The sequence below is a fragment of the Microbacterium sp. str. 'China' genome (assembly GCF_002993305.1).
Classification (GTDB): Bacteria; Actinomycetota; Actinomycetes; order Actinomycetales; family Microbacteriaceae; genus Microbacterium; species Microbacterium paraoxydans.
The window spans coordinates 500771-525545 of the sequence record NZ_CP027434.1 but is presented as its reverse complement, the minus strand read 5'-3'; the positions used below and the strand labels follow the sequence as shown (position 1 = coordinate 525545).

Annotated in this window: 25 protein-coding genes; 3 read left to right on the top strand and 22 right to left on the bottom strand. The window is 70.4% G+C overall.

Annotated elements, in window-relative coordinates; genetic code table 11:
- Positions 1-57 precede the first annotated feature (57 nt).
- The 12 genes from C6C15_RS02410 to C6C15_RS02355 form a co-directional block, all read right to left on the bottom strand.
- Positions 58-486 (bottom strand): hypothetical protein, encoded by a 429-nt coding sequence (locus C6C15_RS02410; protein WP_234024207.1) that lies wholly within the window; start codon positions 484-486, stop codon positions 58-60.
- Positions 487-512: 26 nt separating this feature from the next.
- A complete protein-coding gene (locus C6C15_RS02405) occupies positions 513-2084 on the bottom strand; it encodes a hypothetical protein (RefSeq protein ID WP_105949203.1) in 1572 nt (523 codons plus the stop codon).
- Positions 2081-2413: a hypothetical protein gene (locus C6C15_RS02400; RefSeq protein WP_060923471.1), complete on the bottom strand. Its 333-nt coding sequence runs from the start codon at positions 2411-2413 to the stop codon at positions 2081-2083. The genes C6C15_RS02405 and C6C15_RS02400 overlap by 4 nt, the downstream gene beginning before the upstream one ends.
- A gap of 29 nt (positions 2414-2442) precedes the next feature.
- Positions 2443-2733: a WXG100 family type VII secretion target gene (locus tag C6C15_RS02395; RefSeq protein ID WP_060923472.1), complete on the bottom strand. Its 291-nt coding sequence runs from the start codon at positions 2731-2733 to the stop codon at positions 2443-2445.
- Entirely contained in the window at positions 2733-3137 is a 405-nt protein-coding gene (locus tag C6C15_RS02390; protein WP_060923473.1) for a YbaB/EbfC family nucleoid-associated protein, read from the bottom strand. Before C6C15_RS02390 ends, C6C15_RS02395 begins: the two co-directional genes overlap by 1 nt.
- 48 nt (positions 3138-3185) lie before the next feature.
- Positions 3186-4472 (bottom strand): S8 family peptidase, encoded by a 1287-nt coding sequence (locus C6C15_RS02385; RefSeq protein WP_234024206.1) that lies wholly within the window; start codon positions 4470-4472, stop codon positions 3186-3188.
- Positions 4473-4675: 203 nt separating this feature from the next.
- Complete coding sequence (locus C6C15_RS02380; RefSeq protein WP_158698508.1) at positions 4676-6076, bottom strand: hypothetical protein; 1401 nt, start codon at positions 6074-6076, stop codon at positions 4676-4678.
- Positions 6066-7397: a S8 family peptidase gene (locus C6C15_RS02375; protein ID WP_234024205.1), complete on the bottom strand. Its 1332-nt coding sequence runs from the start codon at positions 7395-7397 to the stop codon at positions 6066-6068. The genes C6C15_RS02380 and C6C15_RS02375 overlap by 11 nt, the downstream gene beginning before the upstream one ends.
- 11 nt (positions 7398-7408) lie before the next feature.
- Entirely contained in the window at positions 7409-7756 is a 348-nt protein-coding gene (locus C6C15_RS02370; RefSeq protein ID WP_060923659.1) for a hypothetical protein, read from the bottom strand.
- Positions 7757-7880: 124 nt separating this feature from the next.
- On the bottom strand, positions 7881-8162 hold the full coding sequence (locus C6C15_RS02365) for a WXG100 family type VII secretion target (protein WP_081811619.1): 282 nt from the start codon (positions 8160-8162) through the stop codon (positions 7881-7883).
- A gap of 41 nt (positions 8163-8203) precedes the next feature.
- Positions 8204-8518 carry a WXG100 family type VII secretion target gene (locus C6C15_RS02360; protein ID WP_025104644.1) on the bottom strand — a complete coding sequence of 105 codons (315 nt, stop codon included), beginning with the start codon at positions 8516-8518 and terminating at the stop codon, positions 8204-8206.
- Positions 8519-8737: 219 nt separating this feature from the next.
- Positions 8738-10105 carry a S8 family peptidase gene (locus C6C15_RS02355; RefSeq protein WP_231919566.1) on the bottom strand — a complete coding sequence of 456 codons (1368 nt, stop codon included), beginning with the start codon at positions 10103-10105 and terminating at the stop codon, positions 8738-8740.
- Between the two features lie 156 nt (positions 10106-10261).
- Between C6C15_RS02355 and eccD the strand changes: the two genes are divergently transcribed.
- From eccD to C6C15_RS02340, 3 genes are read left to right on the top strand one after another with little or no spacing between them, the layout of a single operon-like run.
- Complete coding sequence (gene eccD, locus C6C15_RS02350) at positions 10262-11596, top strand: type VII secretion integral membrane protein EccD (RefSeq protein WP_060923226.1); 1335 nt, start codon at positions 10262-10264, stop codon at positions 11594-11596.
- Between the two features lie 3 nt (positions 11597-11599).
- A complete protein-coding gene (gene eccB, locus C6C15_RS02345; RefSeq protein ID WP_060923225.1) occupies positions 11600-12955 on the top strand; it encodes a type VII secretion protein EccB in 1356 nt (451 codons plus the stop codon).
- Positions 12955-14265: a S8 family serine peptidase gene (locus C6C15_RS02340; protein WP_060923224.1), complete on the top strand. Its 1311-nt coding sequence runs from the start codon at positions 12955-12957 to the stop codon at positions 14263-14265. Before eccB ends, C6C15_RS02340 begins: the two co-directional genes overlap by 1 nt.
- Positions 14266-14545: 280 nt before the next feature.
- Here C6C15_RS02340 and C6C15_RS02335 read toward each other — a convergent pair whose 3' ends face one another.
- The 10 genes from C6C15_RS02335 to C6C15_RS02290 form a co-directional block, all read right to left on the bottom strand.
- Positions 14546-14959 (bottom strand): hypothetical protein, encoded by a 414-nt coding sequence (locus tag C6C15_RS02335; RefSeq protein ID WP_144881419.1) that lies wholly within the window; start codon positions 14957-14959, stop codon positions 14546-14548.
- The gene (locus C6C15_RS02330) at positions 14959-15654 is read right to left on the bottom strand and encodes a hypothetical protein (protein ID WP_139833250.1); all 696 of its coding nucleotides are present in this window, start codon (positions 15652-15654) and stop codon (positions 14959-14961) included. The genes C6C15_RS02335 and C6C15_RS02330 overlap by 1 nt, the downstream gene beginning before the upstream one ends.
- Positions 15655-15674: 20 nt before the next feature.
- Positions 15675-15992 carry a hypothetical protein gene (locus C6C15_RS02325; RefSeq protein WP_060923221.1) on the bottom strand — a complete coding sequence of 106 codons (318 nt, stop codon included), beginning with the start codon at positions 15990-15992 and terminating at the stop codon, positions 15675-15677.
- A gap of 1 nt (position 15993) precedes the next feature.
- Entirely contained in the window at positions 15994-16743 is a 750-nt protein-coding gene (locus tag C6C15_RS02320) for a hypothetical protein (protein WP_105949199.1), read from the bottom strand.
- 66 nt (positions 16744-16809) lie between these two features.
- The gene (locus C6C15_RS02315; protein WP_060923219.1) at positions 16810-17481 is read right to left on the bottom strand and encodes a hypothetical protein; all 672 of its coding nucleotides are present in this window, start codon (positions 17479-17481) and stop codon (positions 16810-16812) included.
- On the bottom strand, positions 17478-18305 hold the full coding sequence (locus C6C15_RS02310) for a PP2C family protein-serine/threonine phosphatase (RefSeq protein ID WP_105949198.1): 828 nt from the start codon (positions 18303-18305) through the stop codon (positions 17478-17480). Before C6C15_RS02310 ends, C6C15_RS02315 begins: the two co-directional genes overlap by 4 nt.
- Positions 18302-19861, bottom strand: coding sequence for a DUF5684 domain-containing protein (locus tag C6C15_RS17400; protein WP_105949197.1), 1560 nt, complete (start codon positions 19859-19861; stop codon positions 18302-18304). Before C6C15_RS17400 ends, C6C15_RS02310 begins: the two co-directional genes overlap by 4 nt.
- The gene (locus tag C6C15_RS02300; protein ID WP_105949196.1) at positions 19858-22407 is read right to left on the bottom strand and encodes a transglutaminase domain-containing protein; all 2550 of its coding nucleotides are present in this window, start codon (positions 22405-22407) and stop codon (positions 19858-19860) included. Before C6C15_RS02300 ends, C6C15_RS17400 begins: the two co-directional genes overlap by 4 nt.
- Positions 22404-23774: a DUF58 domain-containing protein gene (locus tag C6C15_RS02295; RefSeq protein WP_105949195.1), complete on the bottom strand. Its 1371-nt coding sequence runs from the start codon at positions 23772-23774 to the stop codon at positions 22404-22406. The genes C6C15_RS02300 and C6C15_RS02295 overlap by 4 nt, the downstream gene beginning before the upstream one ends.
- Complete coding sequence (locus tag C6C15_RS02290; protein WP_060922371.1) at positions 23771-24760, bottom strand: AAA family ATPase; 990 nt, start codon at positions 24758-24760, stop codon at positions 23771-23773. Before C6C15_RS02290 ends, C6C15_RS02295 begins: the two co-directional genes overlap by 4 nt.
- Positions 24761-24775: the final 15 nt, after the last annotated feature.

Sequence of the window (24775 nt, the reverse complement as noted above, 5' to 3'; positions counted from 1 at the left end):
CCCTATCCACTGCGCGAGACTCTCGCCGCGCGGCGCCGCCGCCGGAGGTCCGGAGGGTCACGATGACCCCGCTTCGACGGCATCGATGATCTCGCGTGCGCCGTCGGTCGTGAGCGTGACGTGCCCATACACAGACGTGTCAACGACTCCCGGGACCAACCGCTCCATCATCGACTCGAGGTCGATGGCCTCACCGTCGACGTCACGGACCGCAAGCTCGATGTCATCGGTCGGCAGATCGTTCTCATCGATGATGATCTGAAGAACCGACGCGAGGTCCGACTCGGTGAACTCCGCATCATCGAGATAAACGCCGACCGACAGCTCGAAGGAGAGTCCGCTCGTCGCCTTCTCTGCAAACGCCTCGGTGACTCCGACATCGGAGGCCAAGAGCGCCGCGGGGATCTCCTCGACCTCGTCGTCGGCCAGATCGCCAGCTACCAGCGAGCAACCGGTAACGGAAGAGACCGCTCCTGCGAGAAGCACGGCGGCGATGATCTCGCGACGACGCCTCAATGCTCCACCCCCGAATACACCTGGTGGTCGATGACCTGCCCCCCGAGTCCGGCGAGATCCCAGGGGTCTTCGCCATCGTTCTCAGACCGATAGTGCCGCTCCCACGCGGCGACGGATTCCGCGTACGCATCATTGTCGTGCGCATCGAAGAGGTGTTTCCCTGGCGGGTCGGGGAGCGTGATCTGGTGCATGTTCGGCGGCAGAACCGTGATCGGCGTGTGCGGCACATCGATCGGTGCGATGCCGGGAAGACCCGGCATCGCGATCGCGCTTCCATCGGTCATCGGCACGATGTCCGACGCGTGCTGGAACGCATAGACGGGGACGTGCGGCGGCACCGCGAAGTTGTCGACGGGCGAGCCGTTCGTCACCACCGCGAGCGGCTTGTAAGGGAAGGTCGGGTCCGCAGCGAGGTTGGCCGCCATGATGCCGCCCTGGCTGAAACCGGTCAGGACGACATCAGCTCCGGCGGGAATCCCCGCCTCCTGCATCGCCTGCAGGACCGCGCGCTCGTACTGGCCACGGAAGACCGGGTTGTCCATCATGAGAGCCAGGTTGCTGTCGCGGTCGTTCATCGCACCGTGCGGCCCGTCGAACTCCCACGGCTGCGTCGAGGGCAGCGACACCACCCAGTGGGTCGAACCGTCCGCCGCCCGCACCTGCTTGATGTCGATGACCGTCGCGTCCTGACCACCCATGGCGTCCGTCGTCGTGTTCACCGCGACGAGATCCGAGAGGGAGCGCAGGTCGGTGACTTCGTGCGCCTCGATCCACGCGAGGAGCGCCCTCCCGCTCAGGTCATCCGGGTCGATCTCCCGCACGTTCACGTCCGTGTCGAGGAAGTCGTCCAGCACGTTCCCGCCCGGGATCCCGAGCGGGCCGCCGAACAGTCCCCCGAGCACCGGCATCATGTCGGCGACCACTCCGCGGAGCCGCTGCAGCGCGTCGCCGACCAGCGGGACGAGCTTGTACAGCAGTTCCGCGAGCGAGACGACGGCGCTGATCAGGTTCTTCACGAGCGCGCCGCCGACCGTGACGAACTCCGCGGCGGAGTTCGCGAACCGCTCGAGGTCCTTGAGCTTCGACAGCGGGTTCACCGACCATCCGAAGAGGTCCTCGGCGAATCGGCTGAGACGGCCGAGGAAGTCGCAGATCAGCACGCGAGTGGACTCGATGATGTGCGAGACCGCACGCACGGCGCTCGCAGTCGCGCCCGTCCACTGCACGCCGTCCTCGCTCACGGAGAGCACATCGGAGAAGCGCTCGCGCAACGCCCTGACCGTGCGGCCGTCCAGGTCGACCAGCCGACGATCAGCGTCGCTGAGCATCGCGTGCGTCGTTCCGAGCGCGCGCTCCGCGTCCTCCCAGCGGGCCGCGAAGGCGCCGACGGTGCCCGGGTCGCCGAGCAGATCGTCGAACCACTCGCGGAGGGGCTGGATGTACTGGATCAGCAGACCGGCGATGCCGGGGATGCTCGCACAATCGGCCTGCGCCGACGTGTAGCCCGCAGCGCCCGCTGCCCAGGACCCGGATCGCACCTGGCCGCTGATCGCGGCGACCGCGGTCACAGCGCCTGTCCTTCGATCGCGCGGAAGGTCGTCACGGCGGTCTCCTCCACCTCGCGGAACTGTCCGACAGTGGCCGCGAGAGCCGCAGACGTCAGTGCCGAGAGCGCGCTCGCCGTCGCGAGCGTCGACCGGGATGCCTCTGCGAGTGCCGACACCGCCGGGCCGAGCAGGGGGGCGCACAGGGCCCCGAACGCCTCTCCGCCCACGCCGCCGGCCGCGTTCGCCGCGGCGCCGCGCAGGATATCCGCGGCATCAGAGAGCGCCCGCACATGAGCCTGCAGCAGATCCGCGTCGACGACGATCTGCTGGTTCGCCGCTCCCGTGGTCATTTCCATCCTCCCGACATCGTCATGTTCAGCTACCCCCCGAGTGCGCGCTGGCCGGCCAGGTCCGTCTCGGAGTACGACGTCGCGAGATCGTCCAGGGTGGTCGCGATGGCGTCGACGAGGGCGCTGCGCTCCCGCATCGACAGGTCGAAGCGCCCGTGCGCGGAGTCGAACGCGGACTGGGCCTCCCCCGACCACGAATCCCGCAGCACGCCGGCGATCCCGACGAGCTGCTCCAGGGCGGCATCGATGTTCGCCGACGCATCGCCGATGGAGCGCGCAGCCGCGGCCAGGCGGGACGGGTTGACCTCGATCGTGGCCATCAGCGGTACCCGAGGGTGTCGTCGCCCGGGGCCGGAAACGCGGCCTGGACGTCGCGCCGGACCGCGTCGACCAGCCCGGAATCCGCGCCGAGCGTCTGCGCCAGGGACTCGACCACGGCGTCGGCCGCCGCGCGCTGAGCCGCGGCGATCGTATCGGTGATCGTCGCGCCGAGCGCGATCGCATCGTCGATGGCGCTCGACAGCCGCACCTCGGCGATCGCCCCGGTCGGCTGCGCCACCACCGTGACCCGACCATCCGACGACGTGACCGTCGCCGTGGTCTGCGTCGCCTCGGCAGACACCCGCGCCGCTTCCTCCGCGAGCACGCGCGAACGCGCGATCTGCGCATCGATCTTCGCGTTCAACGCCTCCATCGACGCGAGAACGTCATTTCCCTCCGGCATCTTCTTCCCCCTCCGTTCGGTCACAACGAGTCGAGTGACCGATAGTGCTTACTGTTCATGCTTTCCCCCTTGCGCGGCGGTCTGTCGTCGTGAGTTTCGCGTCAAGACGATCGCGAGGATGATCCCACCCACAACCAGCACAGCGACGACGATCCCGCCGCCGATCACCCACGGCATCGCGGATACCTCCGATGGTTGCTGAGCCCCGCCCGGTGCGGAAGAGGGACGTGGAGTCGCTGTGGCCTGCTCGTCTTCGTTTGCCGACTTGATCCCATTCACCATCGCGAGAGACGGTGAGGCGTTCGGGTCCTCCGTGTCGAAGATCGGATTCTCATCCGGATACTTCGTTGGATCCACCGCCAGCATCCCGGCAAGAGACGCCGCGCCGTATCCCGTGCCGGAGTTCCATTTCGGCTCGTGCTCGCCCTTCGTGCCCGTGTTGTGGATGAGACTCTGAATCAGCTGCCCCGCTGTAGCCTCCGGATACTTCTGCTTCACGACCGCCAGCATCCCCGCCACGATCGGCGTCGCGTACGACGTCCCCGATCCGAGCGACTGCGCCTCCCACGAGTCCGACGCGCCCTGCAGCAACAGACCGATTCCCGGGGCGGCGGCGATGACGTCGTCACTCACGTTCGGCTTCCCGTACTGCCCGTTCTGAATCTTGCCGTCCTCACCGAAAGCCTGCACGGCCACGACACCGTTCAGACTGGCCGGCGGGGAGGCGATCCCGTCCTCGTTCGGCATACTGGCGACCACCACCACGTCGTTGGCGTAAGCCTCCGCGATGCCCTTCGATACGTCCATGCCACCGGAGGAGATGGAGATGATGTCCGCCCCGTCAGCCACTGCGTCCGAGACGGCATGGTCCAGCCCTGTCCGGTTGTCCGCCGCCAACTTGCTGCCACCCTCCTGCAGACACTCAGCATCCTCGCCCTCGTCGTCGAGGACACCGTCGACCACCGGCGCAGTGTAGAACAGCATCTCCACCCCGGGCGCGACGCCCTTCACCGGGGCGCCGCCAGTGGGTGCCTCCCCCGTTCCCACGATCATCGATGCGACGTTCGTCGCATGATGCGAGGTCACATAATCTGTCGAGACCGACGGATATGGCGTCCCCGACGCATCCAGACAGTACGACGGCTCCCGGACCGTCACGTCCGCCCCGCGGAGGCCGATCACATCGGGGTTGATCTGACTGTCGATCACGGCCACCTTGACACCGGAACCATCGAAGCCCGCATCGTGAGCTTCCTGGATCCGGCCACGATCGAACCACCACAAGCCCGACTCCGCCGTCTTTGCCACCGCCGCCGACGGCACCAGGGCCGCCATCGCAAAGCCGGCCACGCCGACGACCGCGGCTAGACCGCGAGACGCTCGCCGCATCGATTCTGTGGCGGACGGCGAGGTCTGTGTCGAATGACGACGGCTACCTCGACCCCCCATTGGTCCCCCTTCTTTGCGGCACCCCGAACTCCCCAGACTCATCCGACGCGGTCGCCGCGCCCGGCCTCTTCGAACCGGAGCGGCGTCATTCAGTTGGCAGGCTCGTCGCGGGATCCGGCGCGAGCACCCTTGGCGCGGGGGCCAGCTTCCTCGTCGTCCTCCAGCTTCGGCGCGATAGGACCACCGAGGCCCGAACGCTTCGCTTTCTCCTCCTCGTCGGCGCCACCGGCGCCGCCCATCATGCCCATGCCCGGGCGGCCACCGGCACCTGCCGCTCCGGAGGACCCGGTGCCCGAGGCACCCGCCCCGCCGACGCCGCCGGCACCGGCCATACCGCCGGGACCTCCTGCTCCACCGACGCCGCCAACACCACCGACGGCGGAGTTACCGAGCAGACCGCCACCGGCCTTGAGTCCGGCACCGGCACCCGGGCCCAGGCCCGCACCGCCGAGTCCGCCCATGCTGCCGAAGCCGGCGATCTTCGAGCTCGCCGCGATCGCCGCCGCACCGGCGCCACCGCCCACGATGCCGCCGAGACCCCCGCCACCGCCGGGGAAGACGCCGCCCGGGAGGGCGCCGCCGGGAAGCGAGCCGGAGCCCGAGCCGCCGGGACCACCGGAACCGCCAGGAAGACCGCCACCGGGCCCGCCCGGAAGGAGACCACCGCCGGGAGAGTCGATCGAGGGATCATCGATACCCACATCGCCCGGACGATCGCCGGGACCCTCCGGAACCCATCCTCCATCGCCCGGCCCGGCGGGGACCGAGGGCACCGCAGGGTTCGTCGGGACCGGGGGATGATACTCGCCGACACCGCCGCCGGGAGGAGTGACACCTCCGACACCGGGTGCGGAGCCGGACGGGCCTCCGATGCCGCTCGGATACGAGATCCGTGGAGCCGTCACCCCGGGATCGGATCCGCCGGGCTGGTCATCCGTGCCGCCAGGCACGGTGACGTCCATGTTGAACGACGCCACCCGCTCTGAGGACTCGAGGAGTTCCTTGGCCGGCTCCTGGAGCGACGCCTCGACTCGCTCGACGATCTTTCGGGCCTCTTCTTCCCGCTTGTTGCCGAGGAAGTTCCCGATGGCATCAAGTGCGGTGTCGGCGGCAAGCGGCCCCAACACGGGGTGGACGACCACCGAACCGACGCGCGCAGCGTTCGCCCAGAAGGAATCGACCTGCGCGCTCGGAAGCTCTGCCGCTGCGGTCTCCCGGCGGATCGAGTTCGCCGTGTCGATGACCCGCGTGATGTGTGAAACGTGCGCTTCTACGTTGCGGAATTGCGCGCGGAGGGTGTTCAGCGACGTCTTGGCGCTCTCGGCAGCGCTCCCCTCCCAGGCGGACGATGCGAGCACAGCAGCAAGCGCACTGTCCAACGACCGCAGCGCGTTCTGAAGCGCAGGAGCCTTCGGGATGCGCCAGTCCTCAACAGCTCGGATGCGATTGAGTTCCGCTTCGTAACCGCCACCAGCCTGCTTACCGGCCATGGGCTCCCCCTTGCTCGTTGTTCCGTCGTCGTGAAGATCGTGTGAGCACGACCGCGAGAATGATGCCGCCCACAAGAAGGACAGCGACCAGGATCCCGCCCCCGATCAGCAGCGGCACCAAGGCGTCCTGCGTGGACGAAGTCTCGCCAGGCTCGTCGCTGTCGGCGGTCGGCGCCGGTGTCGCCGAAGCAGCAGCGCGGACGTCGGCCGCCGACGGCCGGGCGTCCGGATCGTCTGCATCGAAGATCGGGTTGACATCCGGGTACGCCGTCGGATCGACAGCGAGCATCCCCGTCAGCGAGACCGCTCCATAACCCACGCTGTCGTTCCACTCCGGCTCGTGCTCACCCTTGGTGCCCGTGTTGCGGATGAGACTCTGCAGCAGCTGACCCGAGGTGGCATCCGGGTACTTCTGTTTCACCACGGCAAGAAAGCCCGCCGCGATCGGCGTCGCATACGACGTGCCGGTGAGGAGGACCTGCTCGTCCCAGGAGTTCTCGCTGCCCTGCCCGAGCACACCCACTCCGGGCGCCGCCACGATCACATGGTCGCTCTGGTTCGGGAAAGGCTCACCCCCTTCAATGGGCGTAGAGCTCTGGATCTTGCCGTCGGCCCCGAACGACTGCACCGCGACGACGCCGTTCCCCCCAGCAGGCTGCACGGCGAACCTGGAGTCGTTCGGGAGCGCCGCCACGACGATCACGCCTGCAGCCTCCGCCTTGGCGAGCGCTTTGGTCACGTCCGTGCCGCCGAGGGAGATCGAGATGATGTCGGCGCCATCCTCTACCGCGTCCTCGATCGCGCGTGACATCCCGGTCGTCCCATCAGCCATGACCGTGCTGCCGTCCTCGAGCAGGCACTGCTCATCGGACCTCTCACCCATCGCGGTATCGAACACCCCATCAGTGACGATCGCCGGGTAGTAGAGGATCTTCGCACCAGGCGCGGCCCCTGCGACAGGAACGCCGCCCGCCGGGGCATCTCCGGTCCCTGCGATCATCGAGACGACGTGCGTCCCGTGCGATGCCGCCACATAATCGGTCGACGTCGCCGGCACCGGGTCTCCCGCGGCGTCGCGACAGTAGGAGTCCTTCACCTCGAGATCCGCGCCGCGGAGACCGACGATGTCGGGATTGATCTGACCGTCGATGACCGCGACGGTGACACCCGTCCCGTCGAAGCCCGCATCGTGCGCTGCCTGCACCTTGCCGCGATCGAACCACCACAGACCCGACTCCAGCGTCGCTGCGTGAGCGGAAGCAGGGAGGAGAAGCGCCAGCGCGACGATCGACGCGACCGCGCCGGATGCGCTGGCTGGCACACCGCGTCGCATCAGTAGTCGGCCTCCGGATTCGTTTCTCCATCGCTCTGCGCGACGGCAGAGTCGAGAAGCGACAGGATTAGCTTCGATTCATCAGCGATGGCTGCATCCTGCTCCGCGATCATCATCACGGCCTGGCGGATGGTCTCCTGCGTCGCATTCAACGAATCGACGGCGTTCTGGGTCGCCATGCCCAGGCGCTCGGCCGCGACGGCCACCGCGGTGCGCAGCTCATCCGTCGCCTTCGACGTGCCACCCTCGGACACGGCGACTTCGTTCGCGGCAGGAAAAGCCGCTGCTTCACGGGCCAGCCGCTTGAGCTCAGCCATGATCTGATCGAAGTCGATTCCGATGGTCATCGACGCCCCCTCTTCTTTCCTCCGGCGATCCCGTCACGCCTGCTGTACCGTCCGGTGGCTCACCGAAAAGCACAGCAGACGGCGCGGGCCCGACGCATCTCTGCGCCAGACCCGCGCCCCGGGTTCACGCGCCGAAGCGCCCCGCAGCCGACTTGTCGGTCTGCACGTACTGACCCGAGATCTCCTCGGTCTTCCCGGCGATCTGCGTGAGCAGCTGCTGCATCTCGCTCAGCGAGCGGTTCCACTTGGCCTGCGCCTGGTCGTAGGCCTGCTGCGCGGCACCATCCCACGCCGCACGAAGCTTGCTGACCTCGGACTCGAGGCGGTCCAGCTCGGAACGAATACCCTGCGACCCGCTGCGGATCTGCGCCGCGAGAGCGTTGACCTGCTCCGGGCGAACGGACATCGACTGCATCATGTTCTCCTTGAAATCTCTGCGGACTGCGCTCAGGCGCCCATCATCGAGCCGAGGCCCGCGATGGTCTGCTGGTGGGATTCTTCGGTCGCGGCCTGGTCGCGCTCGGTGCCGGCGAGGGCATCCTCGAGCGTCACGAGGACCTCGTTGAGCTGACGAGCCTGCTCGTCCCACCGCGACATCAGCGTGGTGAACGATGCGGCGGCCGCACCCGTCCAGAACCCGCGCAGCTGCTCGATCTCACCGCGGACCTTCTTGGTCTGCTGATCGATCCCGGACTTCGTCTCCCGCACGGCCTGGGCTCCGCGACGCAGAGCCCCCTCTTCTGCGGAGATGACATCAGCCATTACTCACTCCCTCCGGTCCCCATGAGGACACACGCGGGGGAGCGCCTTCCCGATACGGGACGACTTCGGAACAACCCCCGACAATCTGTTTCCGCACATAGGCTAAAGCAGGTCGGTGCCCATTTCCAACGGCCTGGACAGATCCGTATCGAAATTTCTACGTTCGATCGATGAATGGCCTGAAGCATCGGCACGCCACTTCCGCTGATGCCCGGCGCCCTACCGGTCTTGCGCGCCTCGGTGCTCGTTGTTCCGTCGTCGTGAAGATCGCGCGAGCACGACCGCGAGAATGATGCCGCCCACAAGAAGGACAGCGACCAGGACCCCGCCCCCGATCAGCAGCGGCACCAATGCGCCCTGCGTGGACGAGGCCTCGCCAGGCTCGTCGCTGTCGGCGGTCGGCGCCGGCCGCGCAGCAGCAGCAGCGGCAGCAGCGCGGACGTCGGCCGCCGACGGCCGGGCGTCCGGATCGTCTGCATCGAAGATCGGGTTGACATCCGGGTACGCCGTCGGATCGACAGCGAGCATCCCCGTCAGCGAGACCGCTCCATAACCCACGCTGTCGTTCCACTCCGGCTCGTGCTCACCCTTGGTGCCCGTGTTGCGGATGAGACTCTGCAGCAGCTGACCCGAGGTGGCATCCGGGTACTTCTGTTTCACCACGGCAAGAAAGCCCGCCGCGATCGGCGTCGCATACGACGTGCCGGTGAGGAGGACCTGCTCGTCCCAGGAGTTCTCGCTGCCCTGCCCGAGCACACCCATCCCCGGCGCAGCGACGATCACGTCGTCGCTCTGATTCGGCGAAGGCTCGCCCACGCCCTCGATGGTGGTGGAGCTCTGGATCTTCCCATCGGCACCGAACGACTGCACTGCGACGACGCCGTTGCCCGACGCAGGCTGCGAGGCCACCCCGGAGTTGTTCGGAAGAGCCGCCACCACGATCACGCCGGCGGCCTCCGCCTTGGCGAGGGCGTCGGTCAGATCGAAGCCCCCGAGGGAGATGGAGATGATGTCGGCGCCATCCTCCACCGCATCCTCGATCGCACGCGACACCCCGGTCGTCCCATCAGCCATGACCGTGCTGCCGTCTTCGAGCAGACACTGCTCGTCGAACTTCTCCCCCATCGCGGTGTCGAACACCCCATCGGTGACGATCGCCGGGTAGTAGAGGATCTTCGCACCAGGCGCGGCCCCGGTGACGGGAACGCCGCCTGCCGGGGCATCTCCGGTCCCCGCGATCATCGAGACGACGTGCGTCCCGTGCGATGCCGCCACATAATCGGTCGACGTTGCCGGCACCGGGTCTCCCGCGGCGTCGCGACAGTAGGAGTCCTTCACCTCGAGATCCGCGCCGCGGAGACCGACGATGTCGGGATTGATCTGACCGTCGATGACCGCGACGGTGACACCCGTCCCGTCGAAGCCCGCATCGTGCGCTGCCTGCACCTTGCCGCGATCGAACCACCACAGACCTGACTCCAGCGTCGCTGCGTGAGCTGCCGCGGGCGCGACCAATGCCATCACCGTTCCCAGCGTTCCCATCCACACGAGCAGCCGCCGCACGCCGCGGACACGTCCAACCTGCATGATCCCCTCCGTTACCCTCCGCCGCGCGAGACCGTCGCCCCTGCCCGCGCGTGCGCAACAGATAGTATCTGGCCTGTCAACTAGAGTGAGTCCGGGCCGGACCCCCGCAATGCCTGCGGCGGGAGAGCATCACACACGTGGGGGGACACCACCGATATGAGCCAGAGCGGCACCGTGGCAGGAACCGTGCTGCGGATCTCCGTGGTCAGCGACGACCGCAGGCTCGACGTGGGGGTGCCGTCGCAGGTCCCCCTGGTCGAGATCATCCCCGGCTTCGCCCGCAGTCTCGGCGTGCTGGACCCGACCCTCACGCACGGCGGATACGCGCTGCAGCGGGCGGACGGCACGCCCCTCGACCCCGCTCGTGGCGCCGCGGCCCAGGGCGTGCACGACGGCGAGCTGCTGACCCTGGTGCGCGGCGGACTCATGCGCGAGCCGCGCATCTACGACGACGTCGTGGAAGCCGTGATCGACGCGACCGCGGAGCAGCACAACTCCTGGACCCCCGCGGACAGCTCCCGCACCGCCCTCTTCGTCAGCCTCACCTTCCTCGCCCTCTGCGCCGTGCTCCTCGTCGCGACGCCGCCGACGTCTCTGCTCCCGGCGATCATCGCGGGATCGGGCGCGGTCGTGCTCAGCGTGGCCGCCGCCGTGCTGATGCGGCTGCGGCAGCCCGAGGCCGGTCATGCGCTCGGACTCACCGCCGCAGCGTACGGCGGGCTCGCGGGCTACCTCGCGGTCCCCGCGCAGAGCATCTGGGGCTGGCCGCTCGCGGCTCTCGGGCTCGGACTCGTCGTCGTCGGGGGCCTCAGCCTGGCCGTCACCCAGGACAAGCCCGAGATCCACCTCGTGCCCATCGCCCTCGGCGCCTCGATCGGGATCACGGCCACGGCGGCCGCGGTCTTCGGCGACCCGCTCGCCTCCTACGCGCTGATGCTCGCGACCACGGCGCTGCTCGCGAACGGCATCCCCTGGCTGGCTCTGAGCTCCACCCGCATCCGGGTGATCTCGCCGCAGAGCGACGCGGACATGTTCTCCGCGCCGCAGCCCATCGACGCCGAGGAGGTGAAGCGTCGCGCCGCCGCCGGCACCCGCACGCTCATCGCGCTCCGTGCCGCGCTCGGCCTCGCCGCCCTCATCGCGACCCCGCTCGTCGCCGCCAGCGGCGTCACGGGCGCTGTGCTGTGCGTGCTCGCCTTCGTCGGCATGATGTTCCAGTCGCGGCAGATGCACGCCCGCCTCGGGGTGCTCGTGCTGATGGCGATCGGGGCGATCGGCCTCGCCGCGACCGGTGTGACCGTCGCGCTCGCCCTCCCCGACGTGCGCACCTGGATGCTGCTCATCCTCGTGGTCGCCACCGTGGTGCTCATCGGACTCACGCTGCTCACGCCAAAGGCCCGCCTCCGCCTCACGCGGCTCGGCGACACGGTCGAGGTCGTCGCGCTCGCCCTCCTGCTCCCGCTCGGGGTCATCACGGCGGGGCTCGTCTGACCGATGGCGACCAAGAAGGACCTGATCGAGGCCCAGGGCTTCAGCCGACGACGTCTCCTCTCCGCCTTCACCGGCGGCGCCCCCGGCGGCAAGGAGCTCGAACCGGCCAAGCCGCTGCGCGCCGTCATCGCGGGCATCGCCCTCACCGTCGGCGTGATCCTCGTCGGCGTGTTCTGGGGCATCATGCAGCCGGGCCTCCCCGGCGACTGGCAGAACAACCGCCTCATCGTCGCCACCGACACGGGCGCCCGTTACGTCTCGGTCGAGGGGACGCTGTACCCCGTCATCAACACCGCGAGCGCCCGCCTGCTCATCCCCGCCGGCGAGTTCAAGGTCGTGCGCACGGATCAGGCAGCCCTCGACGGCATCCCGGTCGGCGGTTCGATCGGCATCCTCGGCGCCCCTGACGACCTGCCCACCCCGAGCGCCCTCATCAACACGGCATGGACCGCGTGCATCGACGACTCCGCCGGGACCGCCGTCTCGCTGTCAGGGGCGCCGATCGCGGAGCCGTCGGCGGGTACCGGCGCCGTGGTGCAGCGCGGTGACGAGCTCTTCGTGATCGCCGACGGCCTCCGCTACGCCGTCCCCGCCGACGACGCCAACGCGGTGCTGCGCGCGGTCGGCCTCGGCACCAGCGACGTCATCGAGGTCGACGGACGCTGGCTCAACCTCTTCGAGAGCGGCGCCGACCTCGAGCCGATCCGTCTGAACGCCGTCGGCGCCCGGGTGCCGGGGACCGACCTGACGGCGGGCACGATCGTGCACGTGCAGGGCAGCCCCGCGGACGAGCGCTACGTGGCGCTCGCGACCGGGGAGCTCGCGCGCCTCAGCCCGCTCGCGTACCAGCTCTACCTGCTCGGCAGCGCGCAGGAGGCCGGCGCGGATGAGGAAGAGGTGTCTCCGGCGGAGGTGGCCGACGTTCCCACCGTTCCGAACGCCGGTGGCGACGACTGGCCCACGCTTCCGCTGACGCCGCTCGCCTCCGGCGAGACCCCGTGCGCGGTCCTGGGCGACGACGCCCGCACCGTCCTCGGGTCCACGAGCACCGAGCTGCCGGAGGACCGCGACCGTGTCGCCGTCACCGTCGGCGGTGGGGCCCTCGTGCAGACGAGCGGCCCGTCGGACGAGGCGGTGGGCATGGCCGTGCTCGTCGACGAGTCCGGTACCGCGTACGCCATCCCGGGCGCCGTGCCGGACGAGTCGGCGGAAGACGCCGCCAGCGGACCGCTCGCCCAGCTCGGTTACACCCCCGGCGACGTCGGGCGGGTGCCGAGCGCGTGGATCGACTTCTTCGCCGCCGGGCCGGCGCTGACCACAGAGGCCGCGAGAGAGTCGCCCGGCTCCGAGGACGAGTGATGCGCCGCCGCGCCGCTCTCGCCACCCTCGTGGTGGGTGCTGCCGTATGGGGGACGCCGGCCGCCGCGGTGGCCGCGCCGACCGCCCCCACGACGATCGTGTCGATGGCGACCGGCGCCTGCGAGCCCGGCACCGTGGTGTTCGCTCCCGAGGCGCCGTCGGCACTCGCGGCCCTCGGGGCGGAGGATGCGAACCGTCTCGCCACCGGGAAGGGCGTGGTCGTGGCGGTCGTCGACTCCGGGATCGACGCCGGCAACCCGCACCTCGCCGGCGTCGTCGTCGGGGGCGTGAACCTCGTCGGCGACGGCGAACGCGGCGACGGCCTGAGCGATCTGACCGGGCACGGCACCGCCATCGCCGGGCAGATCGCGGCGCAGCCCGTCTCCGGCTCCGGCGTGGTGGGGCTCGCCCCCGATGCGCGCCTGCTGTCGGTGCGCGCGTTCCGCAGCGACTCGCCGCAGGACATCGACAAGGGGTGGGGACCGAGCGCCCAGCGCCTCGCCGACGGCATCAACTGGGCGGCGGACAACGGCGCGGACATCATCAACGTCTCGTCGTCGCAGGAGACGGACTCGCCTGCGCTGCGCGCGGCGGTGGAGCACGCGGCCGCCGTCGGAGCGCTCGTCGTCGCCAGCGGCGGCAACAGGATCTCCGACCCCGAGGCGGAGGACGGAGCCCGGTATCCCGCCGCCTACGAACAGGCGCTCGGCGTCAGCGCGGCCGACGCGACGGGGCTCGCGACCGACAGCTCGATCCACGGTCCGCAGGTCGGGGTCACGGCCCCCGGCGCGAACGTGCTCACCGCGGCGACGGGCGGCGGGGACTGCCTGTTCGCCTCCGATGCCCCGGCATCGAGCTACGCGACGGGCTATGTGAGCGCGGCGGCGGCTCTGGTCGCCCAGGCGCACCCGGACGATCCCCCGGCGGGGTGGGCGTATCGGCTGACGGCCACGGCGCTCCGTGCGGATGCCGACAACCGCGATGACGTGAACGGCTGGGGCTTCATCCGGCCCTCCGCCGCTATTCAGCTCCTCCCCGACCCCACCACCCGCGGACCCGTCAGCCCCTTCTTCGACACGGCCGAGAGCGCCGTGCGGCCCCCGGCGGTGAGCGTCGAGCCCGACCACGGCGTGCCGCCGTTCGTCCTCACCCGCGAGGTGGCGTTGATCGCCGCGATCGCCGGCGCGAGCCTGCTCGGAGTCCTCGGCATCCTCATCGTCCTCCGGCGACGCCGGGAGACCCCCGCCGACGCGGCGGTCGAGGTCGAGCGACAGGGCGGCCTCCTCGACCGCCCCGAGCCCGAGGCGTGAGAACCGGAGACAGAAGATGACCCCCATGGCTTCGCCGTGGCCGCCATACGCTCGTTCGGCCTCGCTCGACGCGGCGGGCAGACGGAGCGGAGCGCAGCCACCGATCGGCTCCTCGCTCTCGCCGGTCTGCTCGTCGTCTTCGCCATGGTGTTCTCGGCGCTGACCGCCGCGGGTGCCGGATCATCGCCCGGAGGCTGCCGCCTGCCGCGCCCGGACGACGGCGCCCACGAGGGCCGCACCGGTGACCATGACATCTCCCGCCAACGGCAGCAGGGGCAACCTAATCCTGGCGAGACACCCGCACCAGTCGGAAGCCGACGATCGTCTCGATGAACGAGAGCACCAGGACGATGACCGCCACAGCCATCCCGTTCTGGCTTCCGCTCGCCGCGCTGAGCACGAAGACTCCCATGCTCCCGATCACGCCGACGACGGCCGTGAGGAGGGCGAGAAGGGTCAACGGTCCCGCCGCGGGCAGCTTCGCGGCAGCCGATCGTCCGAGCTGGAAGCCGTATCCGGCGAGCAGAAAGCTGAGGACGGCCACCACGGCTGCGACCAGGCCACCGCCGAGCAGAGCCCCTTCCGCCGAGGCGTTGGCGAGTGCCAGGAGCGCAGCGATTGTCGCGAACGCGCCGACGACAACGGAGACGATGGCGGGCACACGCGGGCGCGCCGTCCGGACTGCCCCGCTCATCAGGCGGTCGCGATCGACGGCCAGGTGGTGATGCCGGCCGACGTCGACGTCATGGTCGAACGCGCCTGCCCCGCCGACACGTACAGGATGGTGACGCCGGCACCGGCAGCGACGAGGAAGGTCGCGATGCCGAGACCGACGAGCACCGGAGCCGCCGGCAAGCCGATGATGGTTCCCGTCGCCACGGCCGCGCCGGCAAGAGCGCCGAGGAGCGTGAGGATGGCGACGGCGATGGCACCCCAGAAGGCGGCGATCGCCACCGCCAGCCCGCTCATGGCGTTGCCGATGTTCTCCGCGTAGTCGGACATGATCGATGTGTTGGCCCGGCGCTGCGGCTCGAGCGACTGCTGGTACTGGTCCGCGGCGCGCCCTGTCCACCGGTCGTCCACCGACAGGTTCGCGTCGACGATCGTGTCATTGATCCGCGACACCTGACCACCTACCCGCTTCCAGCCGTCGGCCGCGCCGTTGAGCACGAAGGGGTTGCCAAGATAGCTCAGCTTGTCCGCCAGCCAATCCCACATCTCCTGGATCTTGGTCAGCGTGGTGTCCCACGCGTCCTTGACCCGGTCGGCGACCCAGCTCAGGTACGCGGGGATGGTGCGGAGCGCCGCGTTGATCAGGCGCACGATCTCGTCGAGCTTCTGCTTGACCTTCTCCAGCAGTTCGAGCACTCGGTCAATGACGGGGTTCATCGTTGTCGTCTCGCCTTCGGTCAGACTGCCGGCTGCCAGATCCGATAGAGCTCGGACTGGGTGATGTCTTCGTAGCGCTCGAACTGATCGCGGACGGCGCGCAGCGCAGCCGCGCCCTCGCTCGTCCTGGTCGCACCGTCGGTGAGCAGTTGCTGCACGCGGGAATGCAGCTCCGCATAGAGGTCGGCCAGGTCGATCGCCGCGAACGAGAAAGCGCCGCGGTTCACCTCGATCCCCGCGATCTCCCCAGCGCTGGACTGCAGGGTGGCGGACGCCTCGTCCCACAGCGTGGCGTCTTTCGTCAGCGCTTCGAAACTGAGCGCGATCTCCGGATCCATCTCATTCCTTCCCACTGACGAACGCCACGAAAGCGTCCGGATCATCGACGAAACGGCCGTACTTCTCGAGCGGGCTGCCATCGAGCGCCCCCGCGTCCCGGGTCGCCCGGGTCTTCTCGAAAGCCTCGCGGAGTGTGTCGTTCAGCTCGCGCGAGATCTGGGCGCCGGAAGACCGCTCGGCCCAGTTCGGTGAGAGCGAGACCGCGACGAGGTGCCCGCCCGCGGACAGCTCCACGGTGAGGTGCCGGGAGAGCGGTGCGACCTCCTCGGTCTGTCGTCCCCGGCTGAGAGCGCCCGCGAAAGTCGCGTCGATGTTGGCGGAGACGTCGTCGAGGAAGGCGAGCATGTTCTCGAGAGCCCTCTCCACCGCGGGCGTGGTCTCCGGCTCCGCGAGGAGCGCCTCCTGCAGCCTCGCCGCCACCGAGTCGTGCGTCGAGGGGATCGGCGAGGGGCGATGATCCTGTTCGGCCGCGTCGCCGATGTTGGCCGCCCACGCCTCGACCCTGGCGGCGCTCAAGCCTTGGAAGGCGGCGACGATGCGGTCGCCGAGAGCCGACGGTTCGATGCCGTCACGCCAGCGGTCGGCGATCTCGACGGAGAGCACTCCGTCTTCGTCGATCTGCGCCGTCACCAGGCCTGCCTCATCGGTGAAGGAGGCGGGAACAGCCCGCGCGGACGCATCGGCGAACATCTTCGCCTGACTGTCCACCTCGTCGCGCAACTCGAAGAACCGTTCCGCATCGTCGCTCATCGACTATCCCCCCTCAAGGCGTTTCCTCGTCCACCATACAGAGCCTCCCGGCCGGCGTGGAGATCCTCAGCCGAAGACGACGAAGCCGAGCGCGACGAGCCCGACGACCGACACGACGCTCGCCCCGACGGTCGCAGCAAGGGTGATGATGCTCCACCGCTGCGCCTGCTTGGCGACGGACGGCAGCCCGGGCTCCACCACGCGCGTGGGAGCGGCCGCCCCGACGACGACGGGCGGAGCGACGGGAGTGCGCGGTGCCGGCCGGGGCTTGTAGATCGCAGGAGCCGGTGCGCCATCCGGGGCGGCGAAGGAATCGACGTGGAACCGCGGTTCGGCGGCCTGGGGTGCGGTGCCGTCGCCCTCTGCGGCGGCGCCCTTCTTCCGCCGCAGGCGTCGAGCCGGACGCGCGACCGCCACGGTGGCGTCCTCGGGGACGTCGGCCGCCGGAGGGGTGGAGCGATCGACGACCACGGTCGCGTCGTCGATGGCCTCGCCCGCGGCGTCCTCGGGCCCGGCATCGTCCGGCTCATCGGTGATGGCGCCCTCGGACGCGTCCTCCGCGGCATCGTCGGTCCGGTCGGGAGCCGGAGCCGTCTTCGCGCGATCCACCACGATGGTGGCCTCATCGACGGCGGCCGATGTGTCATCGGCCGCCGGGGGAACCGGGTCCGCCGCTCCGGCCCGCCGGCGGTCTCGGCGTGTCAGGATGACGGTCTCCTCGACCTCGTCGTCGCTCATCGCGCGCGCACCGGGACCGTCGTGCCCTCGAGCATCGAATCGGTGAGGGGGGAAAGGGCGGCCCGTCCACCCGTCGCGTCGTCGGGACGCGTGCGTGCGCCGCCGGAGACGACGTCGATCACCAGGACGGAGACGTTGTCGCGCCCTCCGCTCTGCAGCGCGCGGCGGACGAGGGCCGCCGCCGCGGTCTCCGGGCGACCGTTCATGGTCAGCGTCGCGCGGATGGCCTCATCGCTCACCTCGCCGGTCAGCCCGTCGGAGCACAGCAGGAGCCGCTCGCCGTCGACGACGGGGAGCAGCCAGCTGTCCGCCGTGCTGTCCGGGGCCCCGACCGCGCGCGTGATGACGTTGCGGCGCGAGAACGAGGCCAGGTCTTCGGGGCGGAGCTCACCGGCATCGACGAGCTCCTGTCCGAGGGAGTGGTCGATCGTGAGCTGCGCCAGCTCGGTGCCGTGGTGCCGATACACCCGGGAGTCCCCGACGTTGAAGACGAGCCAGTGCGGCGCCCCCTCGTGCTCCACGAGGGCCACACCCGTCACGGTGCTGCCCGCCCCGCGCTTGTGCGCGGCGGCGATGTCCTCGACCACGGCTGCGGCTCGACTCAGGGCGTCGCTGATGTCGCCGACATCGACCGGCAGTCCGCGCAGCGGCTCGAAGGCGGCGACGACAGCCGCGCTGGCGCGATCACCGGCGTCGTGCCCACCCATGCCGTCGGCGACCAGGAAGACCGGACGCGCGTCGAGCACCGCGTCCTCGTTGGCCGTCCGCGTGAGCCCGGTGTCGGTCAGCGCGGCGACCCGGAGGACGACGGATTCCACGGTCACGAATCGCGCTCCGCGACGACGTGCATGCCCACTTCGCCCAGGATGAACCGGCCGGTGCCGACCACGCTCTCCCCGGCGTCCAGGAGCGTCTCCGAGCCGTCGTCGGCCACCACGACGACGCCGTTGGTGGCGTGCAGGTCGGTCAGGCGCCACTCGTCCTCCTGCACCACCAGGCGGGCGTGGGTCTTCGAGAGCGTACGGGTGGTGTCCGGGATGGCCAGCCGCTGCTCGCCCGGTTCCCCGGTGGGGTTCCGGCCGATCACGACGCTCGCGCCGGACAGCGAGAACCGACGACCGTCGTCCAGCACGAGGACGCGCCGCACCCCGCGCTTGCGGGCGACGACCACCGTGGCGTCGAGGTCGTCGTCGGTCGGGCGCGGCGTCACCACGGTCTTGTCGACATCGGGGATGAGGCCTTCGGGAACAGCGGGAGCAGGTACCGGCACGCTCTGTCCTGCTGCGGGGGAATCGGTCGCAGACGGAACAGGGCGGATCATGGGCATCGGCGGGGCTTCGGGCTGACCGCCGTCGCGGAACGAGGGCGGCACGGGTCGGACGACACGGTTCGCCTCCGGAGCCGGCGCGGGGGCAGCGGGCTCCTCGCTCGGCGAGGAGTCCACGGAGGGAGCAGGGGCCGGCGCGGGCTGCGGGGCGGCCGGCGGTACGTCGCCCATCGCGGCCATGATGCCGGTCGTCGGCAGCGCGGGAGTGGAGGGCGTCGGCTGTGCGGCCGGGGACGGTGCTGTCGGAGCGGCCGCAGGCGGAAGCACGGGCGCCGCAGACAGAACCGGGGCAGCAGGCGGAATCGAGGCAGCCGGCGGAACGGGAGCAGCCGCGGGAGACGGCGCGGGCGGCGCCGGTGGTGCGAACGACGGAGACGGCGTCGCGGACGACGGAGCCGGCGGCGCGGCAGGCGGAGCGAAGGCCGGCGGAGCGAACGACCTCGGTGCCGGGGGCTCGCCCTGCGGCGCACCCGCGGTCGGCGGGGCACTCGCTGCAGGAGCGACCGCGGACGGCGCGGCGTAGTCCGGGAAGATCAGCGGCGGCGCCTCCGGCGATCCGTTGCCCGCGGGGGCGAGGGAGGGGATCGTGTACCCCGACGCGTCGCGCGCGGGAGCCGCGGAAGGCGGGGCGCTGCGCCGCGGACCCGGCTGGAGGGCCGCGAGACGATCCCCCTCCGGGTAGGGCGCCGGGCCCCATGCGAGCACGGTCGCCCACACCGGCGGCAGGAGGATGGCGAGCACGGTCATGCCGGCGCCCCGCCCGAAGCGCCGGTTGATGCGATGAGTGGCGACGACCTTGAGGTAGATGCCGTAGATCTGCACGAGCGGGATGAAGTAGAACACCACCGACCAGGCGGGCACTCCCCCTCGCGCGAGGATCTCGGCCTCGTTGAGGACGGGCACCCAGCCCTTCCAGCCCTCCCCGTCGATGCGGGGGAACAGGCGCGACAGCGCGAGGGCGTACCAGACGTAGACGGCCAGGCCGACGAGCAGCCCGAGTCCGACGATGATGACGAGCATCGTGGCCAGACCGGAGTCCGCGGGCGCGGTCATGAGTCCCCCTTCTTCCGGTCATCCAGTGAACCGGTCCATCCGAGCGTACCGAGCGCGGGTCGCGCGCCGAAGCCAGGGAGGCGCAGGGAGCGCGTCCTGGCGACGAAAGACGTCGGCCGCACCCGGGTCCGAAGACGCTGCCATCGGGTCCCCGCCTTCGCCAGTTCCACCCGCTCCGCATCCACGATCGCCCAGGCGGCCGTCGCGTCGTCGGAAGTGGGCGGGTGCTCGGCGAAGACAGCGCGGTCGACCAGAGCAGCCAGCCGCTGTGCAGCCACGCGACCGCTCGTCTGCGCGCGCTGCATCCTCGTGCCCTGCGCGTCCATGGGCACGTCATGGTCGGCGTACACGTCGGCGAGCTCTTCCCAGGCTCCGGCCAGGCGCACCTCGGGGTCTGCGGCCGTGCGCCGCGCATGCCCGCGCCGGCTCTTCGCGCCCACGAGCACGAGGAACGGCAGAACGAGCAGCAGCAGGGCAAGAAGCCCGAGACCCACTCCACGGAGGATCGGCAGCAGGAAGGCGAGGACCTCCGAGGCGGGCTCCTCCAGCGGGGGCGCATCGTTGTTCGCGTCGCTCTGCGCCTGCGGGGGATCCAGAGCCTCGGACCGCGGCTGCTCCGGAACCGTGGGGTGCTCCGGGAGCTGCTCACCTTCGGTGATGGCGCTCGGCAGCATGGCATACTGCGGCGTCGCGTCGACGGGGATCCACTCGCCGCCCGAGGCGCGCACCTCGACCCAGGCGCTCATGTTCGCGCCGGTGCACACGTCGGTGCACGCCGGGATCCCGGGGACCTCTTCGGCCGCCGCGAGTCGCGCTCCCACCACCACACGGGATTCCAGGCCCCAGTGCTGCGCGAGGAGGGCCGCGGCCACAGAGAACTGCTCGTCGTCGCCGACCGCCGCCACCAGCAGCTCCGGGTCGGCGTCGGGACCCGCCCGACGCTCCTGCTCGGTGAGCTCGGTGAACAGCTCCTCGATGCGGGCTGCGGAGTGACCGGCATAGCTGGGAGCGAAAGCGTAGCCCTCGGACTCCTGGAGAGCCGCGATCCACCCCGTGGCAGCGGCGTCCTCGAGCAGCGCGTGGCTCAGGTAGCCCCGGGATCGGAGACGGTCGACCACCTCGAGGTAGCCGGCACCGGTGCGGGGCTGCTCCTGCATCTCCGCCCATTCGACCAGCGCGGGGTATCGATCGGCATCGAGGGTCGACCGGCTGCCCTGGAGAGCGGTCACCGCGTCCGGTGCACCGGGCGCATCGACCAGCACCGAGTAGCGATCACCGGGCACGAGACCCTCCCCGCCGCCGGGCGCCTCCGCGATCGTGATGGCGGTGTCACCGTCATCGTTCACATGGAACCCGTCGGCGAGCGCGTCCGCACGCTCGCCGGAGAACGCAGGTGCCTCGGCGAGACCGGTGGGCGACGGAACCCAGATGCCCCGGTAGGCCTCGCCGATCGTGATCTCCAGCGTGACCCGGCCGGAGCCCGGGAGCGCGGAGCGCGGCAGACGGCTGAAGCGGTCATCGGCGTCGATGTGGAAGTCCTCGCCGTCGTACGCGTCGAGGGTGACGAAGCGGATGCGGTCCACGGCGCCCGGGTCGCCCTCCAGCTCCACCACCGGAGTGTCCAGGGTGTCGCCGGAGAACCAGGATCGGTAGGAACTGAGCGGACTCGGCTGCTCCTGCACCACGACCTGCGGCTCGATCTCGTCGCGCAGCACCGAGCGGTCGGACCAGCCGGCCGCCGCCGGGGTGATCGCGAAGCCGGCCCCCAGGGCGACGACCGCCAGCGCCCCGGCGAGCAGGTGCCGGCGGGCGGTGAGCCAGACGGGGGTCGCCCGCCGGGAGATGTTGGCCGCGGCCACGGTCCGCAGCGCGGCGGCGCGCTGCAGGCGCGTGCGACCGACGAGCCACACCAGGGACACCACGAAGACCGCCACCCCGACCAGCCATTCCCGCGGTGCGGGAAGCTCGACGCCGGCCACCGAGGCCGGGGAGGACGTGCCGCTCACACCGAAGGCGACGCCGAAGACGCTCATGACCACGACCACGGGGACCGCGGCCACCGCCCGCTTGCCGCCGCTCCAGACGAAGAGCGTGGCGAGGAACGCCCCGAACAGCATCACCACGAGGAAGGGGATGAGCACCGCCTGATACTCCCCCAACGGCGGGTTCAGAGTGAGCATCTGCTTCCAGCCCAGCACGACCCCGAGCACGGCATCCCGCACACCGCCGAGGAATGCGGGGACAGAGGTGAGAGCGGACGGGATGGCGAGCGGCACCGCGACCACCAGGTACACCCCGACGGCGGCGAGCGCCCCGAGCAGAGTGCCCCAGCGCAGGACACGCGTGACGACGGCGACGGCCATGCCGAGGAGGCCGCCGATGATCCCCACCGCGAGGGCTCGCGATGACTCGTAGACCGGCCAGGCGGCCACCGTGGCGAGCAGGACGCCGACCAGGACGTACCCCAGCGACCAGAGGGTCAGGGCAGAGGGCGGGGAGCCCCGTCGTGATCCAGCGCGTCCGCGCTTCGGCCCGGCCGCGCTCATCGCAGCGCTCCTCGGGCGAGCATCTGCGGGAGATCGCCCAGCGCACCGAGGGTCATCACCGCGAGCTCCCTGGCCGTCCGCATCGTCGGCTGCGCGCCGAGTTCACTGCGCACCGCGACCGCCTCCACGGCAGCCGGGAGCTTCACCGCCGCGTGGCGCAGACGCTCGATCGGCAGGAGGGAACCGGTGAGCAGGAAGCCGATGGAGAGGTCGGGGTACGACTGCGCCGTGAGAGCGGTGACGGCCTCGAGCCTCATCACCCGCGCCGTCTGATCGATCGTGGAGGTCGCGTCGAGGAGCGCCTTGGGAGTCACCGTCGGCAGCGTGCGGATCGACAGCACCTCCGCACGGCCGTGCTCCGGGATCTCGTTGCTCACGGAGAACAGCACGTCCCTGCCGTCCCGCACACCCTGCAGCGCCAGCGAGGCGGCCGCGCTGACGGTGTTCTCGAACTCGTCGTCGTCGGCATACGACTCCGGATCGAGATCCAGGATGACGGCGATGCGCGCGTGCCGGGACTCCTCGTACTGCCGCACCATGAGGGTGCCCGTCTTCGCCGTGGACTTCCAGTGGATGTGGCGCGGCGAGTCGCCGACGACGTACTCGCGCACGGCATGGAAGGAGAGGTCGGCGTCCACCAGAGTGGTGCTCGGCGTGCCCTCGAGGTCGCGGATCAGTCCCGCACTGGTGCTGGGGAGCCGCACGGTCACCGGGTGCACGTGGATGCGCTGCACGTCCGGCCACCGGAGCTCGCGGCGGAGGATGCCGATCGGGTCGCCGCGAGTGATGGTCATCGGGCCGACGTCGATGACGCCGCGGCGGTGCGCGGCGATGGTCAGCTCTTCCCGATGATGCGCACCCGGCCGCAGCAGCGGCACGTGCGCCTCGACGAGGCCCTCACCGACCGGCACGTCCACGACGCCGGGGAGCGAGAGGCGCTCGCCGTTGTTGCGGACGTCCAGGGTCGCACCGATCTCGGCGCCCGCGACCACGCGGTCGCGGTCGAGCACGAGATCGATCCGGTAGTCGTGGGCGCCGAGGATGAACGGCACACAGGCCACCAGCAGCACGAGCGCGATCGTGGCGACCGCCCAGGCCTCCACCCAGCCGAACAGCAGCCCGGCGAGCACGCCGAGCACCACGGCCACGGCCACGAGCATCCCGGCCGTGGTGACCGTCTCACGGACCCAGCCGACCGTGGCCCTGGTCGCGCGCCCCACGGAGCGGACCACCCGACGCGCGCCGAAGACCGCGCCGCGCACGGGACCGCGGCGTGTGCGGTCGTAACGCGTGACGGTGGACGTCCGCGTCGACGTGCTCGTGCCCGCGGTCGTGCGCGTCAGGCGGGATTCGGTGCTGAAGGTCACGCAGTGCCGTTCTCGCGTGGGGGTTCGACGTCGAGGAGGATCTGCCCGACGACGGCCACAGCCGTCACCCCGTCGAACTCGGCCTCCGGCTCGAGCACGAGGCGGTGCGCGAGGGCGACGACGGCGAGCTCGCGCACGTCGTCGGGCGTCACGAACGTGCGCCCGTTCTTGGCCGCCCACGTCATCACCAGCCGGGACAGCGCGAGGGCGCCGCGCACACTGGCGCCGAGACGGACCTCGGACGCCCGCCGCGTGGCGTCGACGATGCGCATGATGTAGTCCGACACCAGCGGGTTCACGTACACCCCGCGCGACATCTCCGCCATCGTCAGGATCGTGTCGGTGTCGACGATGCCGTCGAGCACCGTCTTCGGCCGGCCGGCGCCCTGCAGGATGCGCATCGTCGCGGCCTCGTCGGGGTAGCCGATCGAGGTCTTGATCATGAAGCGGTCGAGCTGGGCCTCCGGGAGCCGGTAGGTGCCGCCCTGCTCGATGGGGTTCTGCGTCGCCATCACGAGGAACGGGGAGCCGACGGACCGGGTGACGCCGTCGACCGTGACCGTGCCCTCCTCCATGACCTCGAGCAGCGCGGACTGGGTCTTCGGGCTCGCCCTGTTGATCTCGTCGGCGAGCACGATGTTCGCGAAGACGGGCCCCGCGTGGAACTCGAACGTGCCCTCCTTCTGGTCGTAGACGGTGATGCCGGTCACATCTCCCGGAAGGAGATCGGGCGTGAACTGGATGCGGCTGCTGGTCCCGTTGACGGTCTGCGCGACGGCGCGGGCGAGGGCCGTCTTGCCGGTTCCCGGGTAGTCCTCCAGGAGGACGTGGCCTCCGCTGACGGCGGTGGCGAGCACGAGCTCGACCACGTGGCGCTTGCCGAGGATCGCCTGCTCGATGTTGCCGGTCAGGATCGAGAACGTCTCGGCGAACCAGGAGGCCTGCTCGGGAGCGATGGTGACGGGGGCTGCTGCGGTGGCTGGCATAGGGAAAGAGTATTC